We start from the raw sequence: 15960 nt of genomic DNA on the forward strand, positions 1-15960 counted from the left end.
AACATGAACAAAAACTGCAAAACGAGTCGCCCATGTTCGTGGAACTGAGCGCTCTGTCGAATTTCACCTTTCTGACAGGCGCCTCCCATCCCGAGGAATACGCGCAACGGGCCAGCCTGCTGGGCCTCCCTGCGCTGGCGATTGCGGATGTGAATTCCGTGGCCGGGATCGTGCGCGCCTATACGGAGATCAAGGAGATCGCCCGCCAGGTCCGCCTGCGGCAGGAGGCAGAGGCGCGCGAGGGTCTGATCGGTCCGCCGCCGCCCCGGGAGCAGGGGGCGGGAGGGCGCTCTGCGGCGATCCGCAACGTGCCGCGTTTCCTGCCGGCGGTGCGCCTGCGCCTGCGCGAGGGGCTGGAGATGACGGCGCTCCCCGAGGATCGCACGGCCTGGGGGCGGTTGACCCGGCTCCTGACCATGGGGCAATTGCGGGCGGCCAAGGGTGACTGTGATCTCGGCCTCGCGGATGTTCTGGACGGATTGGAGGGGTGCCAACTGCTCCTCCACGGCCCGCCAAACGCGCTGGCGGGGCCGCGCGGCGCGGGCAGATGGGTGTCACAGGCGCGACAGGTGACGCGCCGCTTGCCCGGGCGCGTCAGCCTCCTCATGGGGCCCAGCTATGACGGGCAGGACCCGGCCCGCTTCGCCGCCTGGGCCGGAATCGCCGCGGATCTCGGCATCCCCACCGTGGCGAGCGGTGCCCCGCTCTTTCACAGCGCGACCCGCCGCCGCCTCGCCGATGTCATGACCGCCATCCGAAACGGACAACGGGTCGAGGAACTGGGCCGCGCGGCCCAGGCCCATGCGGAACAGCGTCTGCGCTCCGAGGCCGAGATGCTCCGGCTTTTTCGCGGCCATGAAGAGGCTGTCCATCGCAGTGCCGAGATTGCCGGGCGCTGCCAGTTCTGCCTCAGCCAGCTGCGCTATATCTACCCCTCCGAAGTCCAGGGCGGCGAGACAGCCCAGGACCGGTTGGCGCGCCTCGCCCATGAGGGGCTGCGCTGGCGCTACCCAACGGGCGCCCCAGACAAGGTCCGCAATATGCTCAACCATGAGCTGCGCCTGATCAGCAAGCTCGGCTACGCCCCCTATTTCCTGACCGTGAACGACATCGTCGCCTTTGCCCGCACCCGGGACATCCTCTGTCAGGGACGCGGCTCGGCGGCCAATTCCGTGGTCTGCTATTGTCTCGGCATCACCTCGGTCTCCCCCGAGATCGGCACCATGGTCTTCGAGCGCTTCGTCTCCGAGGCCCGGGACGAGCCGCCGGATATCGATGTGGATTTCGAGCATGAGCGCCGCGAAGAGGTGATCCAGCATATCTATACCCGCTATGGCCGCCACCGGGCCGGGCTCTGCGCCACGGTGATCCATTACCGCGGCAAGCGGGCGGTGCGCGAGGTGGGCCGGGCCATGGGGCTGAGCGGGGATACCCTCTCGGCCCTCTCGAGCCAGATCTGGGGCTTCGGCTCCGTCCGCGGCATCGAGGAGGCCCGGCTGCGCGAGATCGGCCTTGACCCCGCCGATCGCCGCCTGCGCCAGACCATCGACCTGATCTATCAGATCCAGGGCTTTCCCCGACATCTGAGCCAGCATGTGGGCGGCTTCGTGATCACCGAAGGGCGCCTCGACGAGCTGGTGCCCGTGGAGAATGCCACCATGGAGGATCGCACGGTTCTCTGCTGGGACAAGGACGACCTCGACAGTCTCGGCATCCTCAAGATCGATATCCTCGCCCTCGGCATGCTCTCCTGCGTCCGCAAGGGGTTCGAGCTCATGCGGCAGCATCATGGGCTCGATTACGACCTCGCGACCCTGCCGCCCGAAGACCCGGTGGTCTATGACATGCTCTGCCGCGCCGACAGTATCGGCGTGTTTCAGGTGGAAAGCCGGGCGCAGATGAACTTCCTGCCCCGGATGAAGCCGCGCAGCTTCTATGATCTGGTGATCCAGGTGGCCATCGTCCGGCCCGGCCCGATCCAGGGCGACATGGTCCATCCCTTCATCCGCCGCCGCAATGGCGAGGAGCAGGTGCAGTTCCCCTCGGACGCTCTGGGGGAGGTCCTGTCCAAAACCCTCGGGGTGCCGCTCTTTCAGGAACAGGCCATGCAAATCGCCATCATCGGCGCCGGGTTCGATCCGTCCGAGGCGGACCGGCTGCGCCGATCCCTCGCGACCTTCAAGAAACACGGCAATGTCTCGGAGTTCCGCGACCGGTTTCTGAAGGGCATGGCCGCCAATGGCTATGAGCGAGATTTTGCGGAGCGCTGTTTCTCGCAGATCGAGGGGTTTGGCAGCTATGGCTTCCCGGAAAGCCATGCGGCGAGCTTTGCCCTTCTGGTCTATGCCTCCTCCTGGATCAAATGCCACCATCCGGGGATCTTTGCCTGTGCGCTGCTGAATTCGCAGCCCATGGGGTTCTATGCCCCCGCCCAGATCGTGCGTGATGCCCGCGAGCATGGGGTGGTGGTGCGTCCGGTTTGCGTGAATGCGAGCTATTGGGATTGCGTGATGGAGCCCGACGGGCAGGGCGGTCTGGCCCTGCGGCTGGGGTTCCGGCAGGTGAAAGGGCTCAAGCAGGAGGATGCGGATTGGCTCGTGGGCGCGCGGGGCAATGGCTATGGCGCGGTCGCGGATCTGTGGCGACGCGCGGGCCTTGGCAGCCCCGCGCTGACGCGCCTTGCGGAGGCGGATGCCTTTGCGGATCTGGGGCTGAGTCGGCGCGAGGCCCTCTGGCAGGCAAGGGCGATTCAGGGGCCAAGGCCCCTGCCGCTCTTTGCCGGGGATCTGGAGGGGGAGGTCCTGGCGGAACCGGCGGTAGAGTTGCCGCAAATGAGCCTCGGCGAGGAGGTGGTGGAGGATTTCGTCGCCACCCGACTCAGCCTGCGGGCCCATCCCGTGGCCCTGCTGCGTCATGTCCTGACACCGGGTATGGGAGATCCGGGTCTCGCCGCCCGGCCCGATCCGCGTGGAGCCTGAGGTTGGAGCGAGGGGCCAGCCCCTCGCGCTCCCCGGGATATTTACGGACTTAAGATCAGGCCAGCTGGGCGCGAGCGGTCAGATCTGCAGGGTGGTTAGGGCAATGGTATCGGTGGGGGCGCCGGAGAGGATTGCGGGGTTGAAGGCCATAGAAACGGAGGGCGTTGAGAGGGGGCGGCATTGCAGTGGGGCTAGCTCGGGGGACGGGATCTCTACGGCTCAGATCGTGAGCGGGAAGACATGCAGTTTGCCGGTCATGAAGCACTCCGTTCGCATCGAACAAGTGAACCGGGTTTGTAACAGAGCAGCACGGGCCCGGCTGCCGGGCCGTTGAAGACTGCGAAGGTTATGACTGACGCCAGCGGGTGGGGGACCAGCACCCGCGCCCGGGGCATGCCATCTGCCCGACAATCAATGGCATTGGCTCAAGGTTGCGACATGGGAGGCACTGTCCCAGTGAGGGTCATTGCTGCGCGGGCCGATTTCCAGCATCCTGCGCGAGAGCGGACGGGAGGGAACACGTCATGCGTATAATTGGGATCGGAGCCGTATGCGCGGTTTGGCATTCTGCAGCAGTGCAGGGCTTCTGCGGAGCGAATATCAGCGATTTGCGAAGGGGCATGGCGCTTGCCCTCTGATCCGATCATCCGCCCGGCGGCGCCCGCCGATTGGTCCGCGATTTGGGGGATGCTGCGCCCGGTGTTTCGGGCGGGGGAGACCTATGCCATCGATCCTGCGATCTCTGAGGCCGATGCGCGGGCCTATTGGATGGCCTCTGCGCGGCAGACCTTTCTGGTTGAGGCGGATGGCGAGGCCCTTGGCACCTACTACCTCGTGGCCAATTTCGCCGGGAACGCAGATCACATCTGCAATTGTGGCTATGTGACGGCCGCGGCGGCCCAGGGGCGCGGCGTGGCTCGGGCCATGCTGACCCATTCGCTGGAGGCGGCGAAGGCCAGCGGGTTCCGCGCCATGCAGTATAATTGCGTTGTGGCAAGCAATACCCGTGCGGTGGGCCTCTGGCAGGCCCATGGGTTCGAGATCGTCGGCACCCTGCCCGAGGCGTTCCGCCACCCTGCCCAGGGCTTCGTAGACGCCTATGTGATGATGAAACGCCTGTGATGTCGGAGACACCCGTGACCTCAACCCACCGCGAACGCCCTTTGCTGGCCGTACTGATCGATGCCGATAACGTGCCTGCGAAGTTCGCCGAGGCCATCCTGAAGGAGATCGCCTCCATCGGGGAGCCTGCCCTGCGCAGGGTCTATGGCGACTGGTCGAGCGGGCGGCTGCGCAACTGGTCCGAGAAGGTGCTGAGCCTCGGGCTCGTGGCCCATCAGGATACCGCCAACACCACGGGCAAAAACGCCTCGGATATCGGGCTGGTCATCGATGCCATGGACATCCTCCATGGCGGGCGGTTTGACGGGTTCGTTCTGGTCAGCTCGGATAGCGACTTCACCAGTCTCGCGAACCGGTTGCGCGAGGACGGCAAGGAGGTGATCGGGATCGGCGAGAAGAAAGCGCCCGAAAGCCTGCGCAATGTGTGCAACCGCTTCATCTTCATCGAGAATATCGTGCAGGATCGGGGCGAGAACACGGCGACGACCCGCCCGGCGGATCGCGAGAAGGCCGCGGATGCGATCCCGCTCATCCTCAATGCGATGGACGAGATCGCCCAGGATGACGATTGGTATCCTCTGGGCCAGCTTGGTCAGTATATCTCGGCCGTGAACCCGGATTTCGACACGCGCAGCTATGGGCATCGCAAGCTGAGCAGCCTGATTGCGGAGCTCAAGCGGTTCGAGACCAAGAAAGTGGGCAACCAGCTGGTGGTGCGGCGGCTCGACTAGGCGGTGTCCGTGCCGTAGCGGGCAAGGAACATCTCGACCGCGCCCGAGAGCACCCGGCAGACCTCAGCCTGCGTGGGCGCTGGCGGCACCCGCATCAGGAGCCGCATCTGCAGGTCGGCGCGGCAGAGCTCGACAAACTGATCGGCGGCCAGCGGCAGGTCGTCAATCTCCAGCTCGCCCCGGGCGCAAGCCTCGGCAAAGTAGTCGCACAGGGCTGCCTGGGTCGCCATGGGGCCTGTGTCGTAGAAGGCCTGGGCGAGCTCGGGAAAGCGTTCCCCCTCCGCGATGCAGAGCCGAAAGATACCGAGCCCCATAACCGAGAGGCTGAAGCCGATGATTGTCTCGCCCGCCTGGCGCAGCACCTTGGCGGGCGGGGCGGAGCGGTCGATATCGGTCATGGCCCGGTCGGTGATCGCACCGATCTCGGCCCGGGTCACTTCGAGAAAGAGCAGCCGCTTGTCGTCGAAATAGCTGTAGAGCGTCGCCTTGGAGACCCCGGCCTCGCGCGCGATGTCATCCACGCTGGCCCCCTCGAACCCGTCGCGCAGAAAGATGCGGCGCGCGCCTTGAAGCACATCTTCAAACTTTCGGCCGCGTCTGACCTGTGAGGTGACGTTCATGCAAACTCCATTCCTATGACAACATAGGGCGTGGGCCGCTCCGGTCTCAAGTCTGTGGTTGAAACCGGATCCGCGGCGGCTTAACTTAGAATCATTCTAAAACAAGGCGCCCCCTCCCATGGTTACCCTGTCCCGTCGGCGGTTCTCCGATCTCAGCGAAAAGGAAGTCCTGGCCCTCGCCATCGCCTCGGAGGAGGATGACGGACGGATTTATCGCACCTATGCCATGCATCTGCATGCGGATTTCCCCGAGAGCGCAAGGATCTTCGAGGAGATGGCGAAAGAGGAGGAGGACCACCGCACGCGCCTGATCGAGCTGTTTCGCGCCCGGTTTGGCGAAACGATCCCCCTGATCCGGCGCGAGCATGTGGCGGGCTTCTATGCGCGGCGCCCGATCTGGCTCATGGAGAACCTGAGCATCGAGCGGATCCGCGCCGAGGCCGCGATGATGGAGCGGGATGCCAGCGCCTTTTATCACAAGGCCGCGCAGCACTCCTCGGACGCCCAAACGCGCAAGCTGCTGGGATGGCTCGCGGCGGCTGAGGCCGGGCATGAGCGGCTGGCCACGGACCTGACCGGGAACATCCCCGAGGATGCGCGGGACGAGGAAGAAGCCGTCGCCAAGCGCAAATTCATCCTGACCTGGGTGCAACCGGGTCTGGCCGGTCTCATGGACGGGTCGGTCTCGACCCTCGCGCCGATCTTTGCCGCGGCCTTTGCCACGGGCGACACGTGGCAGACCTTTCTCGTGGGACTTGCGGCCAGCGTCGGGGCGGGGATCTCCATGGGGTTCACCGAGGCCGCCTCCGATGATGGGGAGCTTTCGGGCCGGGGCGCGCCCTGGAAACGGGGCCTCGCGTCGGGCGTGATGACCACGCTGGGCGGGCTGGGGCACGCGCTGCCCTACCTGATCCCGGATTTCTGGACCGCCACGACCATCGCGATCATCGTCGTCTTCATCGAGCTTTGGGCCATCGCATGGATCCAGAAGACCTATATGGAGACGCCGTTCCTGCGCGCGGCCCTGCAAGTGGTGCTGGGCGGCGGGCTGGTGCTCGCCGCCGGGGTGCTGATCGGGTCGGGCTAGGCGCGTCATTCTCTCCCTCGGACCGCTTCGGGCTTGGCGCTGCCCGGGGCTGATGTAAGGTGCCGCCATGCTGGCGATATTTCTGCAAACCCTGCCTTTTTTCGCGATTATCGCCCTCGGATACGGGGCTGGGCGCACGAACTTCTTTTCGCCCGAGGCCACGGCCTATCTGACGAAATTCGTCTTCTATTTCGCCCTCTCGGCGATGCTCTTTCGCTTTGCGGCCAATCTCAGCCTGTCGGAGATCCTCGATTGGCAGATTGTGGGCGCCTATCTCTGGGCGACCGGGGTGATCTACCTGCTGGCCACGGCGGTGGCGCTCGTCCGCAAACTCGGGATCGAGGAGGCCGCGGTGGAGGCGCAATGCGCCGTGATCGGCAATGTGGGCTTTCTCGGGATCCCCATGCTTGTGCTCTTGCTGGGTGAGGCGGCGGTGGGGCCCGTCCTGCTGGTGTTGACCGTGGATCTGATCGTCTTTGGCAGCCTGATCGTGATTCTGATCACCGGCTCGCGGGATGGGCGGGTCTCCTTCGGGGTGCTGCAATCCGTGGGGCTGGGCCTGGTCAAGAACCCGATGATCGTGTCGATCTCGCTGGGGCTGCTTTGGTCCGCGCTGGCGATTCCGATTCCGGGGCCGATGAACGCGTTTCTCGACATCATCGGCTCGGCGGCCACGCCCGGGGCGCTTTTTGCCATTGGCGCGTCGCTCGCCACGAAATCCGCGGAACGGATCCAGGTGGCCGGATGGCTGTCCTTCTGCAAGCTTGTGATCCATCCCGCGGCGGTCGCCCTCGCCGCGCTGGTGATCTTTCCGGTGGAAGACAGCTACGCCGCCGGGGTCATGATCGCCGCGGCGGCCCTGCCCACGGCGGGCAATGTCTACATCCTCGCCCAGCACTATGGCGTCGCCCCGGCCCGGGTCTCGGCAACAATCCTGATCTCGACTGCGCTGAGCATCCTGACCCTCTCGGCAATCATCGCCGCCCTCGGGCAGGGCTGGATATGAGCCTCTATATCGACGCCGATGCCTGCCCGGTGAAAGCCGAGGCCGAGCGGGTCGCGACCCGTCACGGGGTGCAGATGTATGTGGTCTCCAACGGGGGGCTGCGCCCGTCTCAGAACCCGCTGGTCGAGATGGTGTTCGTCCCCGACGGGCCGGATGTGGCGGATATATGGATCGCGGAGCGTGCGGGGCCGGGCGACGTGGTCGTGACCGGCGATATTCCCCTGGCCGCGAAATGCGTGGAGGCCGGGGCGGAGGTTCTCAAGCATAATGGCGAGCGTCTGACCGAGGCCAATATCGGCAACGTGCTTGCCACGCGGGACCTGATGGCCGATCTGCGCGCGGCGGATCCGTTCCGTCAGGGTGGCGGGCGCGCCTTCTCCAAGGCGGATCGGTCGCGATTTCTGGACGCTTTGGAACGGGCTTTGCGGGCGGCCAAGTCCAAAAAATAACCCGCACATCCCCCAACCTCGAACAGATTGTTTCCGCTCCGAGAACTGGCAGTGGAGAAGCATTGACCTGGGGTATCCGAGTAGGAATGATGGGAAACATTTCGAGCATTCGGCGCTCTTAACCAGTATCCAGGGGAGGTATTAACCATGATTTCAAAACTACTGACGCTCTCAGCCGCAGCGATTGTCGCTGCGGGCGCAGCGCAGGCCACGACGATTTCGTCGACCTTTGACACGGACGTCGAAGGATGGACCGGAGATGGCGGCACGGTGAGCCATGTGGCCACGGGCGGAAATCCCGACGGCTATCTGTCTCAGACCGACGTCACCGGCACCTTCATGTTCGTGACGCTGCCCGCAGCCTATAATGGCGATCTGTCCGCGTTTGACGGCGGCACGGTCGGGTTCGACGCCATCGATCTGGGCGGCTCCGGATCTGAGCTCCTTGGCTTCGGCACGCTGTCGATCTCGGGTGCGGGCGGCACCGCATCGGCGGATCTCTATGCCGGTGCTGTTGCAGACATCTGGACCAGCGTCAGCGAGGACTTCACGGCAGCCACCTTCGGGGTCAGTCAGATGACATGGGAGGCCATCCTGGCGGATGTCTCGAGCATGACCCTCGAGACCGAGTTTATCGATGGCCGGGTGGAAACCGTCGGCATCGACAATTTCGAGCTGACGGCGCCGGTCGCGCCGATCCCGCTACCGGCGGGGGCGGTCCTGCTGCTCTCCGGCCTGGCCGGGTTGGGCTTGGCCAAGCGCCGCAAGACCTGACACGATAATGGGGGTGCTGGCGGCTCGCCGGCCCCCCTTCGCTCAGGCCGGGACGGGCGCCGCGCGCTCCCGGATGGGCAGGTGGACGAGGGCCGAGAAGAGACCCACGCCGACACCGATCCACCATACCAGCGTATAATCTCCGTAGGCATCATAGAGCCGTCCGCCGAGCCAGACGCCCATGAAGCTGCCGATCTGGTGGCTCAGGAAGACCACGCCATAGAGCGTGCCCATGTATTTCAGCCCGTAGAGATGCGCGATCAGCCCTGAGGTCAGCGGGATCGTCGCGAGCCAGAGCGAGCCCATGGCCAGGGAAAAGAGGATCACCGTCTCCGGTGTGATCGGCACCATGATGAAGGCCGCCGCCACCAGTGTCCGGCCGAGATAGATCCCCGCCAGCAGGTTCTTCTTCGAATACCGCTTCCCGGCCCAGCCCGCCGCGAGCACGCCCCCGATATTGGCCAGCCCGATCATCGAGATGGCCACGGCCCCCAGCGCCGAAGTGGTCGTGATCCCCAGCCCGGCCAGGACGCCGCCCGGCGCGATTGGTCCGCAGAGCTCGGTCACGAACGCAGGGAAATGCGCCGTGATGAAGCCTAACTGATACCCGCAGGAGAAAAACCCGAGGAAAATCAGGGTGAAGCTTGGGTCTCGCAGGGCGCGGCCGACCACCTGCCCCATGGGCTCGGGTGCGGCTGTACTGGGCGCGGAGGCCGGGCTGCGCAGGACTGGCAGGACCAGCAGGGTGGAGACGATCGCCAGGGCGAAGATCACAAAGACCACCTGCAGATCAAAGAGGTTCAGCAGCATCTCGGCCAGGGGGGGGCCAAAGATCTGCCCACCGGAACCCGCCGCGGTCGCAATGGCCAGCGCCATGGAGCGATGCTCATCCGAGGCCGCGCGCCCCACGATGGCGAGGATCAACCCCATGCCGGTGCCCGCGATGCCAAACCCCACCAGCACTTCGAGCACGTGATGCTCCGTCGGAGTGCTCGCCCCGGCGCTCAGCAAAAGTCCGATTGCATAGAAGGCCACGCCCAGCAGGATCGCCTTGCGGTCGCTGAACCGCTCGGCAATCGCCCCGAAGAGGGGCGCGCCCAGCCCCCAGGCGAGGTTCTGGATCGCGATGGCCATGGAGAAATCGGACCGAAGCCAGCCAAACTCCTCCTGAATGGGGATCTGGAACACGCCAAAAGCGGAGCGAATGGCGAAGCTGATCAGGATGATCGCACAACCGGCCAGCAGGACCGGTGTGATCAGAGAGGGGCGCTGTGTCATGGGCGCGAGCCTGCGGCGATGGGTCAGGAGCGTCAAACGAATATTTCTGGCCCTCACCATCAAAATCGCTTAACCGTTGCGGGCGAAAGGACCAGGATATGGCGGAATTAACTGAGCGTTATCATGCGCTTGTTGCTGCGGGCGAAATCACGGCCGATGCCGCCCAGGTGAGTGTCCTTCACGTTCTCGAAGCGTTGGTGACAACGCTCGATGCGCCCGCGCCCAAGCGCGGGCTGCTCAAGCGCTTCTCCAAGCCGCAGGCGCCGGAGGGCAAGCGCGGCGCCTATCTCTGGGGCGGGGTGGGGCGCGGCAAGTCCATGTTGATGGATCTGTTCTACGAGACTGCTCCGGTGACCGGGAAACGGCGTGTCCATTTCCATGCCTTCATGCAGGAAATCCACGCGGCCCTGCACGAGGCGCGCAAGACCGGGGTCGAGGATGCGCTCGCCCCTGTGGCCGCGGATGTGGCCAAGGATCTGCGCCTTTTGTGTTTCGACGAGATGCAGATCACGGATATCACCGATGCGATGCTGGTCGGGCGGCTCTTTGATCTGCTCTTTGCGCGCAATGTGGTAATCGTGGCGACCTCGAACCGGGTGCCGGATGATCTCTACAAGAACGGGTTGAACCGGGATCTCTTCCTGCCCTTCATCGCGCTCATAAAGGAGCGGCTGGTGGTCCATGAGCTCGTCTCCGAGACGGACTATCGCCAGAACCGTCTGACCGGGGCGCAGCGCTATTTCACACCCAAGGGGGCGGAGGCGCGCGCCAAGCTCGACGCGATCTGGGAAGACCTGACCGGGGGCGAGAACCATCCGCTGACCCTGACGGTGAAGGGACGTGCGCTGGAGATCCCGCGCTATCACAACGCGGTCGCGCGGATGCGGTTTTGGGAGCTGTGTGGTCAGCCCCTGGGCGCGGGGGATTACCTCGCATTGGCCGAGGCGGTCCGGGTGCTGCTGCTCGATGACATTCCAGCCCTGGGGCGGAGCAATTTCAATGAGGCCAAGCGCTTCGTCACGCTGATCGATGCGCTTTACGAGGCCAAGGTGCAGCTGATCTGTTCGGCGGAGTCCCAGCCCGAAACCCTCTATGTCGAGGGTGAAGGGACTTTCGAGTTCGAGCGCACCGCGTCTCGCCTGCGCGAGATGCAGGATGCGACCTGGGGCACGGAGGACTAGCCCCGCGCCCCGCTACGGCGCCCGCTGGATCAGAGGGCCGCGAGCAGCGCCTCGCCGCCGGAGGTCTCACAGACCCCGGGGTTTTCCTCGGCATGGAGCACGGTCACCGTGCCATCCTCGACCACCATCGCGTAGCGCTTGGAGCGCGCATGCAAACCGGCGGGCGGGGCGTCGAAATCCATGCCCACGGCCTTGGTGAAGGCGCTGGCCGGATCGCCCAGCATGGTGATCCCGGCGCCCGCCGCACCGGTGGCCTCACCCCAGGCCTGCATCACGAAGGGGTCGTTCACCGACACACAGATGATCTCGTCCACGCCCTTGGCGGTGAAACCGTCCTTGGTGCGCATGAAGCTCGGTACATGGGCCGAGTGGCAGGTGGGCGTATAGGCCCCGGGCACCGCGAAGATCACCACTTTGCGTCCGGCGGTCAGGCTCGAGACCGTGACCTCTTCGGGTCCCTCGGCGCCCAGTTTCACCAATGTGGCCTCGGGCAGTTTGTCCCCTGTTTGCATTGCGTATTCCCTTCGCGTTGCGTTTCGCACTAGACCGCATATAGCCTTTGCACAGCCAGACACCAGAGCGAATACGGAGCCCCGCCCATGTCCCATATTGTCATCATCGGCGCTGGCCAGGCGGGCAGCGCGCTGGCCGCGAAGCTGCGCAGCTCCGGCTTCGAGGGGGAGGTGACCCTGCTCGGGGCGGAGGCCGTGCCGCCCTATCAGCGCCCGCCTTTGTCCAAGGCATACTTGTTGGGCGACATGGCGCAGGAGCGGCTCTATCTGCGGCCCGAGGCCTATTATGCCGAGAACGGGATCACCCTGCGCATGGGGACCGAGGTGACGGGCATCGATCTGGCGGCCAAGCAGGTGCAGATCGGCGATGAGGTGCTGAGCTATGACCAGCTTGCCTTTACCACCGGCTCGACCCCTCGGCGGCTGCCTGCGGCGATTGGCGGGGATCTGGAGGGGGTCTTCACCGTGCGCGACCTGCTGGATGCAGATGCCATGGCGCCGCTGCTGGTCGAGGGCAAGAAGGTGCTGATCGTGGGCGGCGGCTATATCGGGCTGGAGGCGGCGGCGGTCACCGCCAAGAAAGGCCTCAGCGTCACCCTGGTCGAGATGGCAGACCGGATCCTGCAACGGGTCGCGGCGCCGGAGACCTCGGATTTCTTCCGGGACCTGCATCAGGGGCATGGGGTCGATCTGCGCGAGGGGGTCGGGCTCGACCGGCTCTTGGGCGAGGGCAAGGTCACCGGGGCGCGGCTGACGGACGGCTCTGAGATTGACGTGGATTTCGTCGTGGTCGGGGTGGGCATCGCGCCGGGGGCGGCGCTGGCCGAAGCGGCAGGGCTGACCATCGAGAACGGCATCTGGACCGATGAGATGGGCCGGACCTCGGACCCGTCGGTCTGGGCTGCGGGGGATTGCGCCTCGCTGCCCTATGGCGGGGCGCAGATCCGGCTGGAATCGGTGCAGAACGCCATCGATCAGGCCGAGGCCGTGGCCGTGAACATGCTGGGCGCCGAGACGCCCTATCACCCCAAGCCTTGGTTCTGGTCGGATCAGTATGACGTGAAACTTCAGATCGCCGGGCTGAATACGGGCTATGACCGGGTTGTGGCCCGCGAGGATGAAGGCGCGCGCTCCCACTGGTATTATGGCGGCGACCGCCTGCTGGCCGTGGACGCCATGAACGCCCCTCGGGCCTATATGGTGGGCAAGCGCCTGATCGAGAGCGGGCGGAGCCCCGCCATCGACGTGATCGCAGATCCCGACACCGACCTCAAAGCGCTCCTGCGGGGTTGACGCCGCGATGCGCATCATCGCGGGGGCGTTCGGGGGGCGGCGGCTGGCCAAGCTCGGCAAGGGAGATATGGCGGCCCATCTGCGCCCAACCCCGGACCGGGTGCGCGAGGCGCTCTTCTCGTCGCTGAGCTCTGGCGCCTATGGCGATCCGATCAGCGGGGCCCATGTGCTCGATCTTTTTGCCGGGACCGGCGCGCTGGGGCTCGAGGCACTGTCGCGCGGGGCGGCGGAGGTGAGTTTTGTGGAGAATGGCCGTGTGGCCCAAGGGCTCTTGCGGGAAAACATCGCGACTTTGGGTGTGGCGGATCGCACGACACTGATCGGGCGCGACGCGGTCAAGCGACCACCCCATAGCGGCGCCCCTTTTGATCTGGTGTTCCTCGACCCGCCTTATGGCAAAGGCCTCGGAGCGCGGGCGCTGGCTGTGCCGGGCTGGATCGCGCCGGGCGCTCTGGTGGTGTGGGAGGAGAACGCCCCCCAACCCGCGCCCGAGGGCTTCACCCTGTTGGACCATCGCCGTTATGGCGACACCCATGTCACCCTCCTGGAGGCGCAGGAGCCCTAGGGGCAAAACGCAAAAGGCCGACCCAAATGGGCCGGCCCTCTGGATCCTCCGCGCCAAGGCTTAGTTCAGCGGGGCGCTGTCGTCCCGGGTCACTTGCACGGCGGCGCGCGCATCCGCCACGAGGCCAGCCCCGTCGAGACCCTTCTCGGTCATCTCGGCGATCCAGGCTTCGGTCACCTTGTCCCCCAGCAGGGCGATCTCGCCGGTCAACTCGGGCGACATGGTCGCGATCTCGTTGCCCGCATCAGCCATGGCCTGCTTGCCGGTGGTGTCGCCCGTGTCATGGGCACGACCCGCCAGCGCCGAGGCGGCAAAGCCAGAATTCGCGTCGATCACGGCCTTCAGGTCATCGGGCAGGCTGTCATACTTGGCCTTGTTCATCGCCCAGATGAAGAAGAGGTTATAGAGGCTCTTGTCGCCTGCGACATCCGTATGGCTGTCGGTCAGCTCATCCAGTTTGAGCGAGGGCGACATCTCCCAAGTGATCACGCCGCCATCGACGACGCCGCGCGACAGGGCTTCGGGGAAGGCGGGCACAGCCATGCCCACGGGCGTGGCGCCCACTTCCTTCAGGAGAAGCGTCGCCGGACGGGACGGCCCGCGCAGCTTGAGCCCCTTGAAATCGCCCAGTTCGGCGATTGCGGGGCCTTTCTTGTGCACGAGACCACGCCCGTGCATGTGGGCCGCGATCACCTTCACATCGGCGAAATCATCCATCAGGTGCTTCTGGGTATAGACCCAGGCCGCCTTGGAGGCATCTTCACCGGATTTCGTGGTCATGAAGGGCAGTTCCATGGCCTCGGCCTCGGGGAAGCGCCCGGGCTGGTAGCCGGGGATCACCCAGCCGCCATCCACCGCGCCGTCGCGGATCAGGTCATACATGTTCGGGGCTTTGCCGCCCAGCTGCATGAACGGATAGAGCTCGACCTTGATGCGGCCATTGCTGTCCGCTTCGATCTTGCGGGCCCAGGGCTCCATGAAATGGGTCGGGTTCGCGCTGAGCGGCGAGACGAAATGCTGAAACCGGAGCGTGACCTCCTGCGCGACGCTCGGCAGAGCAGTGGCGGAGAGGGCAAGCATGGCCAGAGCGGCGGTCTTGGAGAGGAAGGTCATCGCTGGGGCCTCCTTTACAATCTGAATACGGTCCTGCGAGCAGGGGTCGAAAGCGCCTGATACGGCGCGCTGCGGGCAGTATCTAGGGTTAAAATGCTCTAGTTGCAAATCATTCGCAAAAACAATGCAGGGCAAATCATCGCAACCAAATGGTCAAATATCTGAAACAAGTCGATTTTCTGCATCCGGCCAAAACACAAGAATTATTTCCCGCGCTTTGGCCGGGATAGCCCGCCCGGGCTCAGGCGGGGACCAATCCGCTGCGGGCAGCGGTCACATATTGGGCAATCCGATCGAAATGCCGGTCCCAGGTTCCGCAGCACCCGCCCCAGATGTCGACCTTGGGATAACGCCCTGCAAGATCGCCCATGCGGTGGCCCAGATCCTCGGGGTCGCCCTCCTCGATATGGCCGAGCTTGCAGAGGGAGACCTTGTCCATGCTCACCGCATTCGGGCGGAGGGAGCGGATCCGGTCCGTCCAGCGTCCGGGCTCCAGGGCGGGCTCAAACTCCAGCGGGTGGGAGCAATTGATGCCATAGCTGTCGGGCCGCGCCGCACCGGCTTCCGCATCCGTTGCCTCGATCGCCTCTTTCAGTGACGGACCCGATTTCAACTTGTGGTGGCTGTCCAGTGTGAAGGAGAGGTTGAGTGGCACGCCGATCCGCGCCGCCGCGCGGCTGATCCCGACGGCCTCGGGGATGTTGTTGATGGTTGCGGCCCAGACGAGATCGACGCCACACTGCTTGAGGTTTGCAATCTGCGTCGCGTGATACTCCTCAGCCTCCTCTGCGGTGATGTCGCGGTTCAGGGCATAGGCATCGCCGCGCGGCCCGAGGCAACCGGCGATAGCGATATGGGGGATTTGGCCCGCATAGGGCGCCGAGACCGCGCGCAGGAAATCAATGCATTTCTGCTGCATCTCGCGCAGGCCTTCGGCGGAATAGCCAAGCTTCTCGGCCCAATCCGGGCTGGCGCGATAGTCGAACCCGGCCAGCAGCGCCCCGCATTGATGCCGGGCCACCACGTCGAGATAGCGGCGGTACATATCATGCATATCGGCCACGGCGGCGGGTTTGTTCATCAGCTCAAACACCGCGAACTCGCGCAATTCATGGCCGTGCCGATACATCAGCTCGGTCTCGGTCCCGCCTTCGGCGAGGTAAATCTGATTATTTAGTCTTGGAAATTCAGCGCTTTGAAATGACATTGGGGTCTCCTCTGGTGCCGTAGGCTACCAGAAAAGGCCCCTCT

At 65.0% G+C, this 15960-nt stretch carries 15 protein-coding genes; 10 read left to right on the top strand and 5 right to left on the bottom strand.

Going from position 1 to position 15960, the window contains the following annotated elements; all coding sequences use genetic code 11:
• Positions 1–32 precede the first annotated feature (32 nt).
• The 3 genes from ACP153_RS15605 to ACP153_RS15615 all read left to right on the top strand — a co-directional run bounded on the left by ACP153_RS15605 (position 33) and on the right by ACP153_RS15615 (position 4831).
• Positions 33–2978, top strand: coding sequence for an error-prone DNA polymerase (locus ACP153_RS15605; RefSeq protein ID WP_424971939.1), 2946 nt, complete (start codon positions 33–35; stop codon positions 2976–2978).
• A 627-nt stretch (positions 2979–3605) separates the two neighbouring features.
• Complete coding sequence (locus tag ACP153_RS15610) at positions 3606–4100, top strand: N-acetyltransferase family protein (RefSeq protein ID WP_424971940.1); 495 nt, start codon at positions 3606–3608, stop codon at positions 4098–4100.
• Positions 4101–4114: 14 nt separating this feature from the next.
• Positions 4115–4831: an NYN domain-containing protein gene (locus tag ACP153_RS15615; RefSeq protein WP_424971941.1), complete on the top strand. Its 717-nt coding sequence runs from the start codon at positions 4115–4117 to the stop codon at positions 4829–4831.
• Here the strand turns inward: ACP153_RS15615 and ACP153_RS15620 are convergent.
• Positions 4828–5451 carry a TetR/AcrR family transcriptional regulator gene (locus ACP153_RS15620; RefSeq protein WP_424971942.1) on the bottom strand — a complete coding sequence of 208 codons (624 nt, stop codon included), beginning with the start codon at positions 5449–5451 and terminating at the stop codon, positions 4828–4830. The genes ACP153_RS15615 and ACP153_RS15620 overlap by 4 nt on opposite strands.
• A gap of 118 nt (positions 5452–5569) precedes the next feature.
• Between ACP153_RS15620 and mbfA the strand changes: the two genes are divergently transcribed.
• The 4 genes from mbfA to ACP153_RS15640 all read left to right on the top strand — a co-directional run bounded on the left by mbfA (position 5570) and on the right by ACP153_RS15640 (position 8767).
• A complete protein-coding gene (gene mbfA / locus ACP153_RS15625) occupies positions 5570–6538 on the top strand; it encodes an iron exporter MbfA (protein WP_424971943.1) in 969 nt (322 codons plus the stop codon).
• Between the two features lie 67 nt (positions 6539–6605).
• Positions 6606–7544 (top strand): AEC family transporter, encoded by a 939-nt coding sequence (locus ACP153_RS15630; protein WP_424971944.1) that lies wholly within the window; start codon positions 6606–6608, stop codon positions 7542–7544.
• Entirely contained in the window at positions 7541–7993 is a 453-nt protein-coding gene (locus ACP153_RS15635) for a YaiI/YqxD family protein (protein WP_424971945.1), read from the top strand. The genes ACP153_RS15630 and ACP153_RS15635 overlap by 4 nt, the downstream gene beginning before the upstream one ends.
• A gap of 147 nt (positions 7994–8140) precedes the next feature.
• On the top strand, positions 8141–8767 hold the full coding sequence (locus tag ACP153_RS15640; RefSeq protein WP_424971946.1) for a VPLPA-CTERM sorting domain-containing protein: 627 nt from the start codon (positions 8141–8143) through the stop codon (positions 8765–8767).
• 42 nt (positions 8768–8809) lie between these two features.
• Here the strand turns inward: ACP153_RS15640 and ACP153_RS15645 are convergent, their stop codons facing one another.
• A complete protein-coding gene (locus ACP153_RS15645; protein WP_424971947.1) occupies positions 8810–10045 on the bottom strand; it encodes an MFS transporter in 1236 nt (411 codons plus the stop codon).
• Positions 10046–10143: 98 nt separating this feature from the next.
• On the opposite strand from ACP153_RS15645, the gene zapE reads away from it, so the two are divergent.
• On the top strand, positions 10144–11226 hold the full coding sequence (zapE, locus tag ACP153_RS15650) for a cell division protein ZapE (RefSeq protein ID WP_424971948.1): 1083 nt from the start codon (positions 10144–10146) through the stop codon (positions 11224–11226).
• 29 nt (positions 11227–11255) lie between these two features.
• Here the strand turns inward: zapE and ACP153_RS15655 are convergent, their stop codons facing one another.
• Positions 11256–11738, bottom strand: a complete 483-nt coding sequence (locus tag ACP153_RS15655) for a peroxiredoxin (RefSeq protein ID WP_424971949.1) — start codon at positions 11736–11738, stop codon at positions 11256–11258.
• 87 nt (positions 11739–11825) lie between these two features.
• On the opposite strand from ACP153_RS15655, the gene ACP153_RS15660 reads away from it, so the two are divergent.
• Together ACP153_RS15660 and rsmD are read left to right on the top strand one after the other, a co-directional pair.
• Positions 11826–13031 carry an NAD(P)/FAD-dependent oxidoreductase gene (locus ACP153_RS15660; protein ID WP_424971950.1) on the top strand — a complete coding sequence of 402 codons (1206 nt, stop codon included), beginning with the start codon at positions 11826–11828 and terminating at the stop codon, positions 13029–13031.
• 7 nt (positions 13032–13038) lie between these two features.
• A complete protein-coding gene (gene rsmD / locus ACP153_RS15665; RefSeq protein WP_424971951.1) occupies positions 13039–13596 on the top strand; it encodes a 16S rRNA (guanine(966)-N(2))-methyltransferase RsmD in 558 nt (185 codons plus the stop codon).
• A gap of 60 nt (positions 13597–13656) precedes the next feature.
• On the opposite strand, the gene ACP153_RS15670 is transcribed toward rsmD, so the two are convergent.
• Positions 13657–14709 (bottom strand): TRAP transporter substrate-binding protein, encoded by a 1053-nt coding sequence (locus ACP153_RS15670; RefSeq protein ID WP_424971952.1) that lies wholly within the window; start codon positions 14707–14709, stop codon positions 13657–13659.
• A gap of 241 nt (positions 14710–14950) precedes the next feature.
• Positions 14951–15916, bottom strand: coding sequence for a homocysteine S-methyltransferase family protein (locus ACP153_RS15675; protein ID WP_424971953.1), 966 nt, complete (start codon positions 15914–15916; stop codon positions 14951–14953).
• Between the last annotated feature and the right edge of the window lie 44 nt (positions 15917–15960).

It is taken from the genome of Dinoroseobacter sp. S76 (genome assembly GCF_049801095.1).
Classification (GTDB): domain Bacteria; phylum Pseudomonadota; class Alphaproteobacteria; order Rhodobacterales; family Rhodobacteraceae; genus Dinoroseobacter.